14 protein-coding genes and 3 pseudogenes are annotated in these 19825 nt (G+C 64.6%); 7 read left to right on the top strand and 10 right to left on the bottom strand.

The genetic code is table 11. The annotated features are described in order from the left end of the window. Window positions 1–131 precede the first annotated feature (131 nt). The 4 genes and pseudogenes from FFS10_RS20230 to FFS10_RS20215 all read right to left on the bottom strand — a co-directional run bounded on the left by FFS10_RS20230 (window position 132) and on the right by FFS10_RS20215 (window position 4223). A complete protein-coding gene (locus tag FFS10_RS20230) occupies window positions 132–1016 on the bottom strand; it encodes an MBL fold metallo-hydrolase (RefSeq protein WP_137896411.1) in 885 nt (294 codons plus the stop codon). A gap of 317 nt (window positions 1017–1333) precedes the next feature. Further along, a pseudogene (locus FFS10_RS20225) lies at window positions 1334–2028 on the bottom strand (IS110 family RNA-guided transposase); the annotation flags it as partial. Further along, window positions 2021–2728 (bottom strand): annotated as a pseudogene (locus tag FFS10_RS20220) (electron transfer flavoprotein subunit beta/FixA family protein); the annotation flags it as partial. The pseudogenes FFS10_RS20225 and FFS10_RS20220, both read right to left, overlap by 8 nt. Before the next feature lie 415 nt (window positions 2729–3143). Beyond that, window positions 3144–4223 carry a Bug family tripartite tricarboxylate transporter substrate binding protein gene (locus tag FFS10_RS20215; RefSeq protein WP_171016196.1) on the bottom strand — a complete coding sequence of 360 codons (1080 nt, stop codon included), beginning with the start codon at window positions 4221–4223 and terminating at the stop codon, window positions 3144–3146. Window positions 4224–4417: 194 nt separating this feature from the next. Between FFS10_RS20215 and FFS10_RS20210 the strand changes: the two genes are divergently transcribed. From FFS10_RS20210 to FFS10_RS20185, 6 genes are read left to right on the top strand one after another with little or no spacing between them, the layout of a single operon-like run. Continuing rightward, window positions 4418–5695: an MFS transporter gene (locus tag FFS10_RS20210; RefSeq protein WP_171016195.1), complete on the top strand. Its 1278-nt coding sequence runs from the start codon at window positions 4418–4420 to the stop codon at window positions 5693–5695. Window positions 5696–5737: 42 nt separating this feature from the next. Next, window positions 5738–6184 carry a DUF6632 domain-containing protein gene (locus FFS10_RS20205; protein ID WP_137896408.1) on the top strand — a complete coding sequence of 149 codons (447 nt, stop codon included), beginning with the start codon at window positions 5738–5740 and terminating at the stop codon, window positions 6182–6184. A 10-nt stretch (window positions 6185–6194) separates the two neighbouring features. Beyond that, entirely contained in the window at window positions 6195–7691 is a 1497-nt protein-coding gene (locus tag FFS10_RS20200) for a GMC oxidoreductase (RefSeq protein WP_137896407.1), read from the top strand. 48 nt (window positions 7692–7739) lie between these two features. Then, window positions 7740–8612, top strand: a complete 873-nt coding sequence (locus FFS10_RS20195; RefSeq protein WP_137896406.1) for a sulfurtransferase — start codon at window positions 7740–7742, stop codon at window positions 8610–8612. A 30-nt stretch (window positions 8613–8642) separates the two neighbouring features. Then, window positions 8643–9029 carry a rhodanese-like domain-containing protein gene (locus tag FFS10_RS20190; protein WP_137896405.1) on the top strand — a complete coding sequence of 129 codons (387 nt, stop codon included), beginning with the start codon at window positions 8643–8645 and terminating at the stop codon, window positions 9027–9029. Window positions 9030–9075: 46 nt separating this feature from the next. Continuing rightward, entirely contained in the window at window positions 9076–9798 is a 723-nt protein-coding gene (locus FFS10_RS20185) for a hypothetical protein (protein WP_137896404.1), read from the top strand. Between the two features lie 12 nt (window positions 9799–9810). Here FFS10_RS20185 and FFS10_RS20180 read toward each other — a convergent pair. The 6 genes and pseudogenes from FFS10_RS20180 to FFS10_RS20155 all read right to left on the bottom strand — a co-directional run. Further along, window positions 9811–10359 (bottom strand): annotated as a pseudogene (locus tag FFS10_RS20180) (hypothetical protein); the annotation flags it as partial. Window positions 10360–10467: 108 nt separating this feature from the next. Next, on the bottom strand, window positions 10468–11823 hold the full coding sequence (locus FFS10_RS20175) for an IS701 family transposase (protein ID WP_137896402.1): 1356 nt from the start codon (window positions 11821–11823) through the stop codon (window positions 10468–10470). Window positions 11824–11885: 62 nt separating this feature from the next. Next, a complete protein-coding gene (locus tag FFS10_RS20170) occupies window positions 11886–12335 on the bottom strand; it encodes a hypothetical protein (protein WP_137896401.1) in 450 nt (149 codons plus the stop codon). Between the two features lie 386 nt (window positions 12336–12721). Further along, window positions 12722–13963, bottom strand: coding sequence for a thiolase family protein (locus FFS10_RS20165; RefSeq protein ID WP_137896400.1), 1242 nt, complete (start codon window positions 13961–13963; stop codon window positions 12722–12724). A gap of 72 nt (window positions 13964–14035) precedes the next feature. Beyond that, a complete protein-coding gene (locus FFS10_RS20160) occupies window positions 14036–15604 on the bottom strand; it encodes a class I adenylate-forming enzyme family protein (protein WP_137896399.1) in 1569 nt (522 codons plus the stop codon). A 31-nt stretch (window positions 15605–15635) separates the two neighbouring features. Next, window positions 15636–16766, bottom strand: a complete 1131-nt coding sequence (locus FFS10_RS20155) for a saccharopine dehydrogenase family protein (protein WP_137896398.1) — start codon at window positions 16764–16766, stop codon at window positions 15636–15638. 240 nt (window positions 16767–17006) lie between these two features. Between FFS10_RS20155 and FFS10_RS20150 the strand changes: the two genes are divergently transcribed. Beyond that, window positions 17007–19685: a helix-turn-helix transcriptional regulator gene (locus tag FFS10_RS20150; RefSeq protein ID WP_137896397.1), complete on the top strand. Its 2679-nt coding sequence runs from the start codon at window positions 17007–17009 to the stop codon at window positions 19683–19685. Window positions 19686–19825: the final 140 nt, after the last annotated feature.

The following is a 19825-nucleotide window of genomic DNA, read 5'->3' as shown; positions in this document are numbered from 1 at the left end:
TCCATCAGAGGATCCACCCCGCCTGCGCGGCGTCTCCTTCCTGACTAACGACTGTTTCATCTCAGCGCTCCAATTTCCTTCCCCTTGGGGAGGGAGGCATCCATAGCATCTCCTTTTGCTGCGTGCCCGCTTCACAGCACGTTGAGCGGGGTCTTGAGGTATCGCGTGCCGTTGTCTTCCGGCGGCGGCAGCTGGCCGGCGCGCATGTTGACCTGCACCGAAGGCAGGATCAGCGTCGGCGTGGCGAGCGTGGCGTCGCGCGCCTGGCGCATGGCCACGAACTCGTCCTCGCTGATGCCGTTGCGCACATGGACGTTGTGCGCGCGCTCCTCTGCCACCGTGCTGACGTACTGCACCTCGCGGCCGCCAGGCTGGTAGTCGTGGCACATGTAGAGCCGCGTCTCGGGCGGCAAGCTCATCACCTTGGTGATCGAGCGGTAGAGGGTGCGCGCGTCGCCGCCGGGGAAGTCGCAGCGCGCGGTGCCGTAGTCAGGCATGAACAGCGTGTCGCCCACGAAGGCGGCGCTGTCCTGGCCGTCGCTGACCACGTAGGTCATGCAGGCCGGCGTGTGGCCCGGCGTGTGCATGGCGCTGGCCTTCAAACCGCCGATCTCGAAGGTCTCGCCGTCGCTCATCAGCCGGTCGAACTGGCGCCCGTCCCGCGCGAACTCGGGCCCGACGTTGAACAGCGTGCCGAACACCCGCTGCACAGTCGTGATCTGGCTGCCTATGGCGAGCTGGCCCCCCAGCTGCTGCTTCAGGTAAGGCGCAGCCGAAAGGTGATCGGCGTGCACATGGGTTTCCAGAATCCACTGCACCCGGGCGCCGAGTTCGCGCGCGCGCGCGATCAGCCTGTCGGCGCTGGCGGTGGACGTGCGGCCCGACTTGGGGTCGTAGTCCAGCACGCTGTCGACGAGCGCGCATTGGCGGCTCGCAGTGTCCATCACGACGTAGCTGATGGTCCAGGTTTCGGGGTCGAAAAAGCCTTCGACCTGGAGTCGGGGAGGTTCGCTCATGGAAGTCTTATATGGATGCCTCCCGGATAGCAAGAAGAATTTGTGTTGTGCTGCGAAGAAGTCGGCTGCGTCCTTATATCCGGCCTTGATTGCGTGGTTTGCCTGGTTGCCCAGGGTGGCACGCTGGCCCCGATGCATATCCGCTGGCAAGCACCTCATCTCCTATGGCGAACTCTTGCGTCCGTACATCCATGCAGGTTTAGCTCACCCCGGTCTGACCTGTTTCACATCACTTCACTCTTTGCTGCCTTGCTAGCCTTCAAAGGCTGACCATATCCTTTCGTTAAGGTTGGTTGATGAATTGGCTGTCCCGTTGGTCACGCCGCTTGCGGCCTGACGCTTTGGTAGCCCCGTTGGTAATCCTCTTGCTTGGCCGCCAGCGCCCAGATCGTGCGGGCCATCTTGGCCGCCTGCGCCACGATCACCACGTTGGCGGGCCTGCGGCCCTTGAGCCCTTCAAGCCAAAGGCCCGGCTATTGGCGTGGCCCAGCACACTTCTAGCGCCGTGAATGAGCAAGGTGCGCAGGTAGGTGTCGCCGCGCTTGGAGATGTTGCCCAGCCTCACCTTGCCGCCTGTGCCGGTTTGCAGGGGAACCAGCCCCAGCCAAGCGCAGAACTCGCGCCCTGACTTGAACGCGCTGGCCTCGCCCATAGCGGCGATGGCCGTCGTGGCGCTGAGTACGCCAACGCCCGGAATCTGGGCGATGCGCTGCATCTGCGGGTCTTGGCGCAGCTGCAGCGCCAGGCGCTTGTCGACGCTGGAGATGTCCTCGCCCAGCGCCTTGATGCGCGTCACCTGCTCGCGCAGGCTGTTGGCCACCCTCTGGGGCAACTGCGATTGCAAGCGCTCCAGCGCTGGCTCCACTTCGCCCAGCATTGCCTTGCTGCCTTTGGCAAAGATGGCCCCGAATTCGTAGAGCAGCCCGCGCAAGGCATTGGTCTGCATGGTGCGCATCTTCATGAGCAGCTCGCGCTGGCGATGCAGCGCAGCAGCGGCACTCTGTGGCGACGTCGGGCACCTTGATGCCGGCGCCGCGCTTCGGGGGCTCGGCCACCTTCAGGGTCTTGAGGCGCGGCGTGACGTCGACACCGAGCTCCTCGGGCTTGACGTTGTCGAGCTGCTTCTTCTTGGCCTTCATGATGTTGGGCAGGGTCACGTAGCGCGGCTCGTTCAGGCGCAGGTCGGTGGTGACGACGGCCGGAAGGCTCAGGCTCAGGGTCTCCAGGCCGCCGTCGATCTCGCGGGTGACGCTGACCTTGTCGCCAGACACCTCGACCTTGGAGGCGAAGGTGGCCTGGGGCAGCTCGGCCAGGGCCGCCAGCATCTGACCGGTCTGGTTGGCGTCGTCGTCGATGGCCTGCTTGCCCAGGATGACGAGGCCGGGCTTTTCTTTCTCGACCAGGACGGCCAGCAGCTTGGCCACGGCCAGGGGCTGGAGTTCTTCGTTGGTCTCGACCAGGATGGCGCGATCCGCGCCTATGGCCATGGCGGTGCGCAGGGTTTCCTGGCATTGGGCCACGCCGCAGGAGACAGCGATGACCTCGGTGGCCACGCCTTTCTCCTTGAGGCGCACGGCCTCCTCGACGGCAATCTCGTCGAAGGGGTTCATGCTCATCTTGACGTTGGCCAGGTCGACACCGCTGCCGTCGGACTTGACGCGCACCTTGACGTTGTAGTCGACCACGCGCTTGACGGGGACGAGGATTTTCATGACTGTCTCTCCGGATCGTTTCAAAGGGATGATTCGGTTGACGTCTACGTAGTCGGCCCTGCAAAATTCAGTTGACTCCAACGACGGCAAGTTGCGAAGTCGAGCGCGCAGCTGTCGGCGCCGCTCGCATGATGACCAGCGCGTCGAGCCGTACGAAGGCAATCCTTCTGCCGCGCAGACTCCTAGCCTTCAGTGAATACGCGGCTTCCATCGGCTCCGAATGCGTCGATCAGGAGGCGCTCCTGCGGCTTTTCGGACGCGGTTTTCAGAATTGCATCCAAGTCGCAGAAAATGAAGGGTTTACCCTAGACTCAAACCGCTACGATTTGCATTGAAACCGAGATCACCCCACGTTGGCGGCTTCGATACTCCGCAATCAAGAACTCGACCGACCAGCGGCCGAGGTCGTGGCGACTCATTCCAGCTTGAATCCAACCTGCTGCAATGTGGCGGCATGCTTTGTCGACGCCTGTTGCAGGCTCTTGTACAGCTCCTCCGGACGCGTGGCGTGAGGAAGGTCCATGCCCGAGGCCAGGATGCGCTGTTTCATTGAAGCGTCCTGCAGGGCAGCTTGCACCGCGTCAAACAACTGGTTTCGCACGGCGACCGGCACATCGGGCGTGATAAAGGCGCCAATCCAGACTGTCTCGTTCAGACTCGGATAGCCCAGCTCAGTGAAGGTAGGCACATCGGGCAGCGTACGCATACGCTTGGGCGAAGTGGTGGCCAGCGCCTTGAGCTTACCGGTTTTGATTAGAGGCAACGCGGCCGCGGGCCCATTGAATGAGAACGGGATCTGGCCTCCCATCACTTGTGTCAGTGCGGGAGCCTCGCCAGGGAATGGGACGTGCAGCATGTCGAGACCCGCGAGTTTGTTCAGCTCGAGCCCGAGGGTGTGTGCCGACGTTCCCGCGCTGTAGGAGGCATAGCTGGTCTTGCCCGGATTGTTCTTCACGTGGGCAATGGCCTCGGCCAGACTGTTAACCGGCAGCTGAGGGGCGGCCACCAGAACCAGTCCTGTGCGCGCCACTTCCGCCAGGGGATAGACCTCCCTCATCGGATCCAGTGGCAGCTTCATCGCATGAGGAATCTCCGAGAGAACGCCGTTGACAGTCACCAGCATGGTGTGCCCGTCCCGCGGCGACTTTAGCAGTTCCTGTATGCCGATGATTCCACCAGCGCCGGGCTTGTTGTCGACCACGACTGGCTTGCCGAGTTGGCGCGACAGCAACTCAGCCAGGCCGCGGGACAAGGTATCCGACGAGCCGCCCGCCGGCGCGCTGACGATAATGCGCAGCGGCTTGCTCGGAAAGTCATTGGCCAGCGCCGGCGAGCCGACCAGACCGGTGAGCGCAAGGGCGACGATCGACGAGAGAAGGTTGCGTCGCAAGACCATGTTGTCTCCTTTTGAAGTGTGTGCTGCGGTCACCGCGCGGTCCTTGAACACCGCTGCGGTTAAGGGTCGCCGCGCCTCGCGGTTTTCCTTCTGCCCCATTCTGCTATCCCGAAACGTGGAGTACCCCACTCTGCGGGAGTGGGTCGATGGAGCGCTTGAGCCCCGCCCCAACCCACTCTCCCAGGGTGGGGCATTGCCTGAGCGGCTGCCACAGAATGGCACGCAGCCCTCCGTCATGTGTGCCAACGCGGGGAGCGCCACCACAACAACGCCCACAGCGACTGGAGACAAACATGGCCATTGCCACCCTAAGCCAAGGGATCGCGGTCGATCCCGAAGCGCCCTACCCGGTGCCCCGAACCTACGCGTGGATTGTCTTCGCGATGACGTTCGGGCTCATGCTGTCGGACTACCTGTCGCGTCAGGTGATCAACGCAGTGTTCCCCTTCCTCAAGACGGAATGGGCCCTTACGGACACCCAGCTTGGCTCACTGGTGAGCGTGGTGGCGCTGACCATCGGCGTCATGAGCATCCCGGTTTCCATCCTGGCCGACCGCTTTGGCCGGGTGCGCAGCGCAGCCGCGATGGCCCTGGTGTGGGCACTGGCAACCATCGCCTGCGGGATGGCTGAAAGCTTCACCAGCCTGGTCATCGCGCGTGCCTTTGTCGGCCTGGGTGAGGCCGGCTACGGCAGCGCCGGCGCAGCCATCCTGACGCGCGTGTTCCCGGCCCGGCTACACGCCACCGCGATGGGCTCCTTCCTGGCCGCAGGCATGATCGGCTCGATGCTGGGCGTCGTGTTGGGTGGCGTCATCGCCCAGGCCCTGGGCTGGAAGGTAGCCTTCCTGGTCATGGGCACGTTCGGGCTCGTGCTGGCGGCGCTGTTTCCCGTGCTGGTTAAGGAGCAGACCGATGACTCTGCGAGCGTTCAAACCAAGGTGCCTGTGGGCCAGGTGCTCGGGCAACTGGTGCGCACACCCACGCTTCTGCTCGTGGCCCTAGGAGGCGCATGCACCATGTTCGCGCAGACTGCCTTCATCGCCTGGCTTCCCAGCTACCTCAATCGCTTCTATGGACTGGAGCCCGGCAAGGCGTCCATGGGCACCGGCGTGCTGATCATCTGCATTAGCCTGGGCATGATCATCGGCGGCGGGCTGGCGGACCGCTTCAGCCGCCGCAACCCGCTGCGCCGGCTGCATATCGTAATGACCTATGGCGCGCTGATGGGATGCGCCCTGCTGCTGGCATTCCGCTTCGGGCCCGGCACGTCCCAGTTCCTGCTCATTGCCCTGGGCCTACTGGTCAGCACCGGCTTTCTGGGCCCGGCCCTGGCGGTCGCGGCCGACGTCACGCCGCCGGCCGCCCACGCGACCGCATTCGCCATCTTGGCACTGGCCTACATGCTGCTGGGCGGCGCCCCCGGCCCGCTGGTGGTCGGCCGTCTGGCCGATGTCATGGGCCTGGACAGAGCACTGTCCATCGTTCCGGTCGCCAGCCTGCTGGGGGGCGGCTTCTTCTATCTCGCGTCCACCCGTTACCTGCAAGACCGCGCCAAGGTGCGTGGTGCTTGAGCACCCGGAAGCACCAGAACGCCCCATCCAAGGACATTCGACATGAACCTCACCGAGACACACCTCCGACAAGCCACCCGGGTCATGCAGACCGTAGGCTGGCTGTGCCTGGCCGGGTTGCCCGCCTTCGCCGTCCTCTACCCCCCGGGCGTGCTGTGGGGCGACCTGCCAGTGGCCTACTGCCTGCCGCGGCTGTTCGACCATCCACCGTCGCCCTACGACGGCCTGCATCCCTATTTCTACATGCTGGCAGTGATGTACATGTCCTACGGCTACCTGATGCTGCGGGGTGCTCGGGACCCCGGGGGCAACCGCGCGCTGTTCGACTTCGGCATCGTCGCCAACCTGGCACACGGCGCCATCATGATCCCGATGGCGTTCTACTACCCGAACGAACACGCCCACCTCTGGTTCGACATCCCGTTCGCCTTCTTCGTCGTGGGCCTGCTGATGCGCTGGCACCCCAAGCGGGCTGAACGCCCGGCCTGAGCGAGCCGCCATGAGCAACAACACCTATGACGTGGTGGTGATCGGCAGCGGCTTCGGCGGTGCCGTCACGGCCAACCAGCTGGCGCTGGCGGGACTGCGGGTGCTAGTGCTGGAACGCGGCCCCTGGCGCGATTCGGTGCCTGTGCGCTCCATAGGCATAGCTCGGCGCGCGCCGTTCCCGGCCGGCGCCAAGGCCTTCACCCACCTGCTGCATTCGTACCACGGACAGCGACACAGCCTGCGGCTCAACCGTCGCGGCCTGTTCGAGCTCGGCTCTTTTGCCGGCCTGCACACGCTGGCGGCCAACGGCGTGGGCGGGGGCAGCATCGCCTACGGCTCTCTGCTGGTCGAGCCGCTGCGCGGTGACTACTGGGCCGCCCGGCACCCGCAGCTTGACCCGCAGCGGGTAGAGCATTTCTATGACAAGGTCATCCGCGACATGGGCGCCGAGCGCGTGGCCCGCAATCAGCCCGGCCCCCAGTCTCTGTGGGACCACTTTCCGGACGGCGCTTATGCGCACTGCCAACCGGCGGACCCGCAGCCACGGGTCGCCATGCTCATGCCGCGCTCGCTGGACGAGGCGGGCCAGCCTGTCCGGGGTGGCACGACAGGTCTCCAGCGCCGCCGCTCGGCCTTTGACAGCGACGGCTTTCTCGGTTCACCAGGTGGCACCAAGGCGTCGGTCGACTTCATTTACCTCGGCCCGGTACTGGGTCGGGGCGTGACCGTTCGCGACATGTGCGAAGTCGCGCGCGTGTGGACCGTGCGGGACGGTGGATACGTCGTTGAGTTCAAGGACCTGGAACAGAGGCTGTCGCACCGCGTGCGCGCACCGAGGGTCGTGATGGCCGCTGGCACGCTCAACACCTTGCGCCTGCTGTTTTCCAGCTCCGGTGGTCCCGAGGGACTGGCGCCCATGCCGGCACTGGGTCATGGATTTTTCGGCAATGGCGACATGTTGGGCGCCTGGGTCAAGACACGCGCGGATGTGTCGAGCTTCTGCAGCGCACCGGTACTGGGCACCTTGCGCATCCAGGGCCATGAGGAGAAATTTCTCGGTGTCGGCAGCCTGGCGGGCTTCGATGCCATGCCGTTGCCAGGTTTCATCAAGCGCTACCTCGAACGGGTGTACATGGTGTACGGCATGGGCTTTGACAGTGCAACAGCCCGCGTCAAATGGGCCGGGGGTCGGCTGCGCTCGGATTACGACCATCGCTGCGAGCCCGTCTACGACGAACTGAGAGCGGCCTTCCGCACACTGGCCTCGGACACGGCCATGCCGGTCCACCTCTTGCGCAAGCCCCTGACGCCGCACATGGGCGGTGGTGCGCGCCTGGCCGCCGACGCGCGCGAGGGCGTGGTCGACCACCGCGGGGAGGTCTATGGCAACCCCGGGCTCTACATCGCCGATGCGTCTGCCCTGCCGGCGCCGCCCGGTGGTCCGCCCGCTCTGGTCATTGCTTCCTGGGCGCATCACGTGGCCGATGGTCTTGTCCATGGTCGCTGACACGCACCAACCTGCCACGTAATTGATCTCGACGAAAGGAGAACCACCATGAAGTTACCCGGCCCTCTAGTAAGCACACAATGGCTCGCCGATCACCTCGACGTGAGCACGCTGCGCGTGTTTGACGCCTCGGTCTACCTGGTGCCACGGCTTGATGGCGCCGGCTACTTGACCGAGAGCGGGCGCTCGGCGTGGCAGTCGGCGCACATTCCCGGCGCCAATTTCCTGGACCTGTTGGCCGACTTTTCCGACAACAGCCAGCCGGTCCCGGTCATGATGCCCGCGCCCGAACGCTTCGCCGCATTGTGTGAGCGCCACGGCATAGGGGACGACGTGGCAGTGGTGATCTATTCCGCCCAGGGCATGGCGTGGTCGGCGCGCATGTGGTGGATGCTGCGTGCGATGGGCTTCGACAACGCGGCCGTGCTCGACGGCGGCTGGGAGCAGTGGCAATGCGAGGGACGTCCGAGCGCCAATCAGCACCAGCCTTACCCGGTGGCGCGTCTTACTGCCAAGCCACAGGCCCATCGCTGGGCCGACAAGACCGAGGTGCTGCAGGCCATTCACAACCCGACCGTATGCACGCTCAATGCCTTGCCCGCCGAGGTGTATGACGGTCGGCTCAACCGATTCGGCCGGGCCGGCCACATACCGGGCAGTCACCACATGGCGCACAGCCAGTTGCTGGATCCGGGGTCCGGTCGCCTGTTGTCCCCCGAACTGCTGCGCCTGGCTTTCGACAGCGTGGGAGCGATGCCGCGCCGGGTCATCGCCTATTGCGGCACAGGAGTCGCAGCCTCAGTCAACGCCTTGGCCCTGGCGGTGCTGGGCCATGCCAACACGGCCGTTTACGACGGGTCCATGGCCGAATGGGCCATGGACCCGGTTCTTCCTCTGGTCACGGGCAACGTCCCGGGCTGAATCAATCCAACCTCACACAGGAGTCAAGAAATGGGAATGTTTTGGTGGATCCCTTTTGGGAAAGTACCCGAGGTCTCGCCCGAGCAACTCGAGCGCATGCGCCTCGATATCGGCAACCGGGTGCAGATCGTGGACGTGCGAACGGGTATGGAATGGCGCGCCAGCCACATTCCGGGTGCGGTTAGCGTGCCAGTGACAGAGTTTGCCGGTCGTCTCGAAAGCCTGGGGCTCGACAAGTCGCGTCCCGTGGTGGCCATCTGCCTCTCGGCGCATCGCAGCATTCCGGCTGTTCGCACGCTGCGAAAGAACGGCTTTCGGGATGCCTACCAGCTCAAGGGCGGCATGCTGTCATGGTGGAAAGCCAAGTTCCCGATCGAAGGGGACGGAAACGCACCACCGCCTGCCAACTGTCAATAAGCCCCGTTCACCACGTTCACTCGCCCTCCACAGAAAGAACACGGCCATGAGTCTGTCAACCCAACGACCCGCCGCGCGCGAAATGAAGCTGCGCCCCGGCCCCAACCCCACCAACCGCATCCACATGCGCAACCAGCGCGACGAGCCCTTCTGCGGCTGCGCGGTCATCATCGGCAGCGGACGCAACGGGCGTGCACGCATGCACGCCACCACCGGCATCTCGGCGGTGACGCCCGAGACCCCCGGCATGATCGACACCGAGAAGCTGGCGAGCGAACTCGGCGCCGACCTGTGCGCGGTCAACAAAGGCCGGATCTGGACGCTGGACGAGATAGAGCTGCTGGGCGGCTACATCGTGGACTTCCACGGCGTGCGCATGACCTGGGTGGGCGAGATGGTCGCCGAAGACCTGTTCCAGCAGTTCCAAAACCCTTATCTCCCCAGCCTGATCCAGCGCTACACCAACTGGATCTACCACGTCGGCAAGCCGGTGCACCTGCTGCGTGAACCCGGGGGCCCCGTCTGGGTGATGCAGGAGTACACCAAGGCGGTCGATCCCAGCCTGACCATCGACAATCTGCACGAGGTGGGCAGCAAGCTCAAGAACCTGCCTGCGGGCTGGACCTTCGAAACCAAGGTGCTGATGGAAGAACTTTCGCTGGACACCATGCGCAGCGATGGCTGGGCGTCCATCCTGCGCGACGAGCTGGGCTGCACCTACCAGGCCTGCGGCTACGGCGGCGACACCAGCGCCAACTACATTCCCTGAGAGCCACCCCTTTCAACGTCTTTTGGCCACAGCCTTGAGCACCCGGTCGGTGGCGACGTGTGAGCGTGCGATGGAGCCATCCACGTAGCCCTTGGGCGCGGTGGGTTTGGGCGCACGCTTGCTGGTGGCCAACTGCCTGGGGCTGAGCCGGCTGGCCAGGAGCAACAGGCGCTGCAGCAACTGCATGGGATCGTCGTCTGCGCAAGGCAGATGCTCGGGCGGCAGCCGGCGCACCATCGCTTCGTAGCTGCTGGTGATCTCCACTGTCAGGTGGTAGGGGGAGACGTCCAGATCGGGGTGCGCGGCGCGGTGTGCCTGCTCGGTCACCCGCTTGAGCAGCGCCAGCACGTTGTACGCCAGCACCGCCACCGCAAAGCCCAGCAGCGCCGCGCACGGATGGCCCAGGCTCTTGATCTCGCTGTGCAGCACCGATTCGAGCCGCTGGAACATGCCCTCAATGCGCCAGCGCTTGCGGTACAGCCGCGCGATGCTGGTCGCATCGATGTCCTTGGGCCACTCGCCCCGATGGTCGAGCAGGGTGTGATTTCCATGGCCGGCAGTGTGGCCAATCTGCATCATTGGCTCGATTAGTGTTAACACGCCCTAATCTTACTGTGTTAATAATGTCACCCAGCCTGAGCGCGCATGCAACACGGGCATCGCTGCGAGCTACGAACCAGCAGCGCTGCCAGGCGCAGCCGCAAGCTGGTGATCGAAGACGGAACGTGGCGCTGCGCGCGCTGGGCTTCCCCGAGGTACGTAATGCGTGGGTAGGGCAGATTCCTGGCTTGGTGCGGAGTTTTTTTTGCCGGCCATCTCATCGGGGTGGCGCAGCCGCTGGGCCAGCAGGAAGCCGTAGGCGGCAATGCTCAGGCTGGCGTGGTGGTGCAAACCGCGCCAGCCCCTGCCTTCGTAGTGTCCAAGCCCCACGTCCTGCTTGAGGTCCTGGTAGTCGCGCTCGATGCGCCAGCGCATCTTGGCCTCGTACACCATGCGCTGCAATGAAGTGTCCTCGCTCAGCGTGGACAGCCAATACTTCATGGGCTCCTTGTGGCCTTCGGGCCACTCGATGAGCAGCCACTCGCTCGGGCGTTGCTGCTCGCGGGGGTGTCCGCGGTGGGCCGCGCTCACCCGCACCCTGGCAAAGCGCGAGCGCAGCGTGTCGTTCGTGCCTTCGCGCCAGGCGACCTCGCTCCAGTGCTCGGGCCCGAGGGCGAAGGCCACATCCTTGACCGATTGGGGCCGCTGGTGCGACTGCTCGCCCAGGCGCTGGCGCTTGGGGACACGCCCACGCCCGCTGTAGGCCAGCGGCGGTAAGGGTGAATGACCGGGTGGCCAGACCGTGACTGCGCCAGTGACGCCCACCACGTAGCGCAGCCCCAGTTCGCCGAGCCGTTCACGAAAGGCGGTGTCCACGCCGTAGCCCGCATCGGCCAGCACGCAGTGCCGCGGTGCCCCCTGGGCCAGCAGATGCTCGATCTGCTGCAGTGCGATGGTCGGCTTGGTGGCGAACCCCACTGCCTCGGGCACGCCGGCCTTGGCGCGGCGCACCGGGTCTTCGGCCCACTCCTGGGGCAGGTACAGCTGCCAAGCCACCGGCAGACTGGCCGTCTCACACGCCAGCGACACGCTCACGGCCACCTGGCAGTTGTCCTGCTTGCCCAGCATGCCGCAATACTGCCGCGCCACGCCCACCGAATGCCGCCCCTGCTTGGGAAAGCCCGTGTCGTCGATGATCCACCAGCCGCCGCCCGTGAAATCCATCAGCGGCACCACCCACTGTGCCACGCGCCGCAGCATCTGCTCATCGGACCAGTTCGCATCGGCTACGAAGTGGTGCAGCGACTGGTGGCGCGAGCGCACCCGCATCGGATCGACGTGCGCGGCCATCGGCTCCACGCTCTTGCGCGTCAGTGGCGACATCAGCCCGCTGCAGTACCCGCGCAGTCCCGCGTGTCGGTCCGCGTGCCCCAGCCCCTCGCTCAGGTGCGCCATGTACCGATCACACTCCTGCAACTCGTCCATCGAGGCTCACCCCTTGCCCATATAGGCGTGAATAATGCCTCTATTTTATTAACACAGTAAGACTAGGGAATGTAGTTGGCGCTGTTGTCGAAACCCACGGCCTGGTTGGCGCAGCCCACTTCGTCCCGGAGGAATTTGATGTAGCCGCCGGAAAGGCTCGTATCCAGAACGAGGTCCTTGGTGATTACCTTAGTCTCCCAGATCCAGCCGGCTGGGAGGTTCTTCAGGTGTTTGCCCACCTGATCAAGGTTGTTGGCGTTCAGATCCTTGATCACATCGTTGCCAGCATCCTGCATGACCCAGCACTTGCCATCCGGCTGCCGCAGCAGATAGATCGGTTGGCCTGCCTTATAGACGAAGGTGGTGTAACGGTTGCCAGAGACAGGCTGATAGTCGTTGTGCGTCAATGCATGCATCATCTCCTTCACATCCATGTTTTCAACCCAGGCGCACTTGACGCCATGGAAGTCCACGGTTTCGCTGGAGAGATAGCCAATTTCGTCGCAGACCACGAAACGTCCCCCGTTGACCCCCACCGGGACGCCCAGTTCTTCAGCCAGCCGCTTCGTATCGATCTTGGTTTGCAGATCAGCTGGGGCATTTCCTTGTGGTTGGATAGCTCATGAATAGGAGTGCGTCAGTAGCAGGCGAGCCAAGCATGATGCCGACTCCGCAGAAGTACTGGCCGCGGGAGTCGGTGTCGCTGACTCTGATACCTGCTGTCGGCTTCGTGGGGATGCTTATCTTGCTCATCGTCAGATCCTTTCGAGAAAGAGAGTTTGTCGACGTCCCTGGCGTTGGTCACAACGGACCTGATGGTCTTGCACCAGACCGGCATGCTGCCCGGATGCAGCGGCGTTGGGACCGACCAGAACGAAAATGGTCCGAGGCTTCATCGCTATTTGCTCAGGATGTGGATGGCCACGGCGGCCTCCTCGATGCCCTGCAAGCCGCCCCCGTTTTCCTGAATGGCGTGGCGCGCGCCCTGCACCTGCCGCGCACCGGCCTCGCCACGCAATTGCGTGACCAGCTCATGCAGCTGGCCAATGCCGGTGGCGCCCAGCGGATGGCCCTTGGACTCCAGCCCGCCCGAGGTGTTGATCGGTACGCGGCCTCCCAGCGTGAAGTCGCCGCGCTCGGCGCAGGCTCCCCCTTGCCCCAGGGAGGCCAGACCGAGGTTCTCGGCCTGGATGATCTCGCCCATGGCCGAGGCATCGTGCACCTCGGCGACATGCATGTCACTGGGGCCCAGTCCGGCCATCTCGTAGGCCTGAAGCGCTGCCAGCCGGCCAACATGCTGCTCGGGCTGATCCAGTCCGCGCGTGCCGAAGCTGCGCAATACGCTGGCGGCGACCCGGATACAACGGCGACGGTCCAGTCCCAGGCGCCTGAGGCCATCCTCGGTGCAGACGATGGCGGCGGCCGCTCCGTCGGACAGCGGCGCGCACATGGGCAAGGTGATCGGGTAGGTGATGGGCGGCGCCGCCAGCACCTCGTCGATAGTGAACGGCTTGCGGAACTGCGAATAGGGGTTGTTCACCGAGTGCCCATGGTTCTTGGCGCAGACGGCTGCGATCTGGCGCTGCGTAGTGCCATAGGTCTTCATGTGCCAGCGGCACATGGCAGCATAGATGTCCATGAATCGGCTGTAGGGGCGGTCCGACTGCGTGCCGGGCGGCGCCACCACACCCTCGCCCATAGCGACCAGGCGCTGGTAGTTCTCCTCGACCCGGGAGACGTCCCAGCCTGCCTCGAAAACGGCAAAGGCACGCGCCTTGTCATCGATGTTCATCTTCTCGGCACCCAGGGCCAGGGCGACGTCGGTGGTTCCGGCACGCAGACTCTGAACGGCCAGGTTGAAGGCCGAGCTGCCCGAGGCGCAGGCGTTCTCGACGTTGTAGATGGGGATGCCCGAGATGCCGATGCGCCCCAGCACCACCTGGCCGGGAATGGCCCACTGGCCCTGCAGAGGACCGTTGGTCATGCCCGCGTAGTACGCGGCCCCGAGATCGGCGATGGCGCAGCCGGCGTCGCGCAGCGCGCCCTGCAACGCCTCCTGCGCCAGATCGGCCAGGCTGCGCTGGGGGTGGCGGCCGAACACCGTCATGGCGATGCCGGCGACGTAGATGGCTTGGCTCATGCTTGGATTCCCTGATGCTTGAAATGGAAAAAGCCGGGTCTGCAAGGGCAGGCCCGGCACCTCATGGCGGTGTCAGATCTTCTTGTCCCTGGCCTGCCAGTAACTGGCGCGCAAGTCCTTCTTGAGGACCTTGCCGACCGGGCTGCGCGGCAGCGTCGCCACGAAGTCCACCGTCTTCGGCGACTTGACCGACCCCAGTTTCTCCTTGCACAGCGCGATCAGTTCCTCGGCGCTCACGCTCTGGCCCTGGTTGAGCTCGATCATGGCCTTGACCGCCTCGCCCCACTGCTCGTCGGGCACGCCAATGACGGCACAGTCCTGCACCGCCGGGTGGCTCCAGATCACCTGCTCCACCTCGCTCGGGTAGACGTTGAAGCCGCCCGAGATGATCATGTCCTTCTTGCGGTCGGTGATGTGAAGGTAACCCTCGACGTCGATGTGGCCGATATCACCCGTGTGCAGCCACCCATCGATGATGGTCTCAGCCGTCTTCTCAGGCGCCTTGTAGTAGCCCTTCATCACCAGGTCGCCCTGCACGCAGATCTCGCCGGTTTGGCCTTGCGCCAGGATCTCGTTGGCATCGTTCATGATCTCGACGCGGATCAGCGGATTGGGTCGGCCCACCGAGGACAGCCGGTCGTCGTCCGCAAGGCGGCCATTGCGGAAATGTTCGTCCGGCGGCAGGTAGGCGATGGAGGCCGGCGCTTCGGTCTGCCCGTAACCGCCCATCATGCACGGGCCAAACACCTCGATGGCCTGCTTGAGCTTTTCCACCGACATGGGTGCTGCACCATAGATGAAATAGCGCAGCGAGCTGGAGTCCACGTTCTGCTTGAGGTCGGGTACGTCGAGCAGGCGGTAGATGACGGTGGGCGGCAGGAACATCTCAGTCACACGGTGCCGGGAAATGGCGGCCAGCAGCAGGGACGGCTCCGGCTTGGTCACCACCACCACCGTGCCGCCCCGGGCAGTGGTTGGCATGGACAGCAGCCCGGCGGTGTGAGTCATGGGCGCCGCCGCCAGGTTGACGATCTTGTCCTCGGCCCGGTAGTGGCAGGACATGATGAAGTGCGCCCAGAAGGTCTGCAGGCTTCGGTGGGTGTTCATCACCCCCTTGGGGGCGCCCGTGGTGCCACCGGTGGACATCAGGACGACCACGTCGTCCATGTCCACCGCGACATTCGGCCGGCTTGCAGGCTGTCCGCTGGACCAGTCGGTCAGGGACACCGATCCCTGGACCTCCGGCGCCTCGCCGTCAACGCAGATCCACAAGCGCACCTTGGGCAGGCGAGGTTGCAGTTCGGCGATCACCGGCGCGAACGCCTGCTGGAAGAACAACACCTCGCAGTCGAAGGCGTCTAGCACATGGTGGTTCTCCTGCGCCGTGTTGCGTGCGCCGACCGGAATCCAGCGCATGTTGGCGCGCCACAGGCCCAGCGTGCACGACCAGGCGGTGACGTCGTTGAGGGCCCAGACCGCGCCATTGGTCTGGGCGGGCAGGCCGGCCGCCATCAGCGCGTGGGCCACCCGGCAGGACAGCTCACCGACCTCCGTGAAGCTGTACGCGCGCTCGTCCTGAATGTAGGCGGCGCCGTGTGGGTTGATCTGCCAGCCGCGGTCGAAAAAGTCGATGACTGCCATGGGTCGTTGCTCCTGTGGATGTGTCAGCCGATCACAGGGCCTGCACGGTGGCACGTGCCAGACCGCGCTGCTCCAGGAAGCCCAGCAGGTAGCGGTGGCCGAAGGCCTTGGAGGCCGACGCAAAGCCCACCTTGGCGGTGTCACCATCGAGCAGGCGTGTGACGGCAGCGACTTGCAACGCGCCGGTGGAGATGTAAGGCGTGACGCCGGTCACCGTGGCGCGAACGGCGGCCAGTTGGCCGCGGCCAATGGCCACGTCCACCGTGCGCTGGATGGTGGTGCGCTCGCGCGGCGGCATGGTCGGCGTGGTGGAATCGACCATGCTCTTGAGCACCGAGTCCTGCTGCTCGGGAGGCAGGTGTTTGTATTCGGCGTCCCATTTCTGTGCCAGGCCATGCACCAGCTGCATGACGTTGTTGTCATAGAAGCCGACGCAGGAGCTGCAGCTGCGCACACGGGAGTCGTTCTCGAAATAGATCGGCAGCGAGGTTCCACCCCAGGGCAGCGCCAGGATCGGCTGGATGAAGTTGGGGTCGACCACGTTGAACGAGGCGGTCACCGGATGGGCGAGCAGTTGCTTTTCCCACAGGTAGAAGTGTTGCGAGCGAAGCAGCTCGAAGATGGATGCGGCGGATCCCACGCTCACGCCAGCGCTGTCGCGTGGACCGCGGCACAGGGTGGCGGTCTCCAGCGTGTCCACGCCCTGGGTCTCCAGCGCCAGTTCCGCTGCGATCTCGGCGAAGGTGTACATGTAGGAGATGGAAGGCGACACCAATAGGCCGGCCTGCGCGTACAGGTGGCCGAACTGCTCGCGCACGGCCCGCATGTAGGACTGTTCGCCCGTGGTGTCGATGTGGTGGCAGCCTGCCTTGAGTGCTGCCTCGACCGTGGTCAATCCGAAACGCGCGAACGGACCGACGGTGTCGCACACCACCTTGGCTCCCCTGAAGACTTTGGTCAGAGCCTCGACGTTGTGTTCGCACTCGATCAGTTCGTAGGTGGCTGACTCCAGCCGCACCACGCGCTGGGCCATCATTTCCTTGGCTCGCTTCGCGTCGCGGGCCACTGCGGTGAAAGGAATCTTCTGGTCGATCAGCCAGTCCATGATCAGCATGCCGGTGTAACCGGAAGCACCGTAGACGACGACGGGGTATTGGGCCATGGGGAGTCTCCTGGAGATTGGAATCTGGGTTTCGGCCGACCTGCTGGCCGTACCTGTTGATCTATTCTTCGGATTTGCGGCCGTCCGACACCACTCTCGGAGAGTGGGCCGGCACACTGATAACATCGTCGCGGCCACCCCACCCGGGAGAGACAGGACTTTCCGCTTTCGGCTGGCGCACCCGCACTCCGGCGGGCTGTCCATGCAGAGGTGGAGCCCATCCTTAGATTGAGTCATTTCATGTCACCAGACAGTGAGCGCTTCGATCCGCGGCTGGTACTGAAGGCCACACCTCCCAAGGTGGCCAAATCCGTGCTGCACCGCGCGCGGCTGGGTCTGAACTCGCCAGACCTGGACGACAAGTCAGTGATCCTGGTCAGTGCCTCGGCGGGTTTTGGCAAGACCGCCTTGCTGGCCCAGTGGCGGCGCGAGGCCATCGCATCGGGTGGTGCGGTCGCCTGGCTGGGCATCGATGCGTCGGACGATGCCCTTCGTTTCGTCGACGGGCTGCGGCTGGCGATGATGGTCGGCACCCAGAAGGTCATGCGAGATCATGACTTCCACGATGTGGGCGGCTACGACGCGCCCTTCACGCGGGTGGCGCGCTGGCTGGCGCAGGTGGCGGATTTTGCAGGCGAAGTCCTGCTCATCCTGGATGATGTGCACGGACTGCCCGAATCGGCGCACGATACGCTGGCGTTCCTGCTGCACCACCTGCCGCAGAACCTGCGTGTGGTGCTTGCCTCACGCAAACCGCTGCCCTTCTCTGTCGCGGAACTCATGGCCAAGGGCCAGTACGCGCTGGTGGACGCAGAGGCGCTGCGCCTGCGACTGCCGGAGACCACCACCGTGCTGCAGAGCCGCTTTGGCCCCCGCGCCGATGTAGACACCTGTGCCCGGTTGCACGACCTCACCGACGGCTGGCCGCTGGGGGTGCAGTTGATTATGGCGGGCATGGGACCACAATCCGACCTCAGTGAGACCGCTCTGTCCCTGCTGAACCACTCCGGCCAGGCCCACCGCTTCTTCATCGAGACCATGCTGCGTCACATGGATCGCCGGGACGCCGACTTCCTCGTGGCGTTGTGCAACGTCGACCTGTTGCATCCGGACCTCTGTCGCGCCGTTACCGGCCGCGCCGACAGTGCCGAGGTGCTGCACCGCCTTTGCGAGCAGACCCCGTTCCTGACCCAGGCCATCGAGGGTCCCTGGTACAGCATCCACACCCTTGGCAAGGAGTTCCTCAGCGAACGCTTCAGTGCTTTAGAGCAGGACGAGCAGCGCCGCATCAGCGCGGCGGCGGCGCAGTGGCTGGCCCAGCATGGCTTCCATGAGGAAGCGGCCCGCCATGCTTTGCGGGCCGGGCAGGAAGAAATGGCCTTCGACCTGGCGGAGCAATCGCTCTACGAGACCTATCGCACCGGACAGTTGTCGCGCGTGGCGCAATGGCTAGACCGCATCTCGCCCAGCCACTTGGAACGCCGGCCTCGGCTGCGGATCGCGCTGGGCTGGGCATTGGCCAAGATCGAGCGCAACACCGAAGCCGCGCAAGTTGTGGGCCCCATCATCGATGACCCTGCCGCCGATATTGCAGACCGCTTCGAAAGCGTGCAAATCGTGGCCAACGCGGCGCTGTATGCCGACAAACCCGATCTGGTCCAAGCGACGCTGGCGCCCTGGCGTTCCCGCTTCCAAGGATTCACTCCTACGCAGCGGCTGGTGTCCTCCATCTTTGATGCCTACCTCGCCTTGTACCAGGGAGCGCCCGAGCAGGCACGCTACCTGCTGTCGCAGCCCGGGTGCCAGGACGAAAGTGCGGGGCCCTACGCGACCGGGGTCAAGGACTGGTTCGTGGCCGCCAGCTACCTCTGGCAAGGACAGGTGGTGGCCGCCGAACGCGAGTTGCGCCGTGCGCTGGCTAACGTGCAGCCCGTGGCGGGCCGGCGCAGTCCCATTGCTTCCATGCTGGCTGCGACCCTGGCGATGACGCTGTGGGAACTCGATGCACCTGCGGAAATCGAAGGCCTGCTGGCAGACCGCCGCGACGTCATCGACCAGTACGCCATGCCCGACGTGATCGCCTTGAGCTATGTGGTGGCGGCCCGCATGGCACTGCAGCGTGGTGCGATGGGCGTGGCCTACGAACTGCTGGAGCGGCTGCACGCCATTGGTGCCAACCATGGCTTGGCGCGCCTGAGCGTGATCAGTTTGGCAGAACTGATGCGCATGACCGCGTTACAAGGACGGACCGCATCCTGTGACGTGATTGCCGAACGCCTGCAAGCGGTCACTCGGGCGGGTCAGGCCAGGGGCTGGGGCCTGCTGCAACCGCAGGTCGACGTCCAGACGGCCCTGGCCGAAGCATACCGCCAAATTGCGCATCAGGAGTGGGGCAAGGTCGCAGCAGCCCTGGCACCCGCCAAGGCGCTGGCCGAGTCGTTGCGTCGCAATCGCGACCTGCTGCAGATCCACCTGCTAAATGCGCTGGCCGCGCAGCGTCTGGGCGCTGACGGCGAAACCATGTTCCGCGAGGGACTCTTCATCGTCGACGCGCTGGGCCTCAACCGCATCCTGACCGACACCCACCCGGCGCTACAGGACTGGGCCAGTCGTCTGCGGGACGAGACCGGCAGCCTGACCCGCCCCGATGCCAGGTCCGGTGCGGCCCCTCCGGGCCCAGCGGAGCCTGGCGGCCGCAAGGAGGCGCGTGTCGCGCCCAGCGTCCTGCTGACTCCCAAGGAGCGCGACGTTCTGCGCATGCTGGCCAGCAACCTGTCCAACAAGGAAATCGCCTCGGCGTTGGACCTGAGCATCCAGACCGTGAAGTGGCACCTCAAGAACCTGTTCGTCAAGTTGAATGCCGGGAGCCGCAAGCATCTGGTGGACCGGGCCCGCATGTTGGGCTTGCTGGATACCTGAAACAAGTTAAACAGTCGACCTTTCTAGTCTTACTGTGTTAGTAATTTGAACGAATTCAAGGCATTATGCGCACTTCTTCAAGCGAAGGGCGAACCTTGATGGAAGACTTGCAGGAATTCGAGCGATACATGGCCCATCTG

The sequence above is a fragment of the Ramlibacter sp. 2FC genome, assembly GCF_005503345.1.
GTDB lineage: Bacteria > Pseudomonadota > Gammaproteobacteria > Burkholderiales > Burkholderiaceae_C > SCMQ01.
This window is presented reverse-complemented; position numbering and strand designations above follow the sequence as displayed.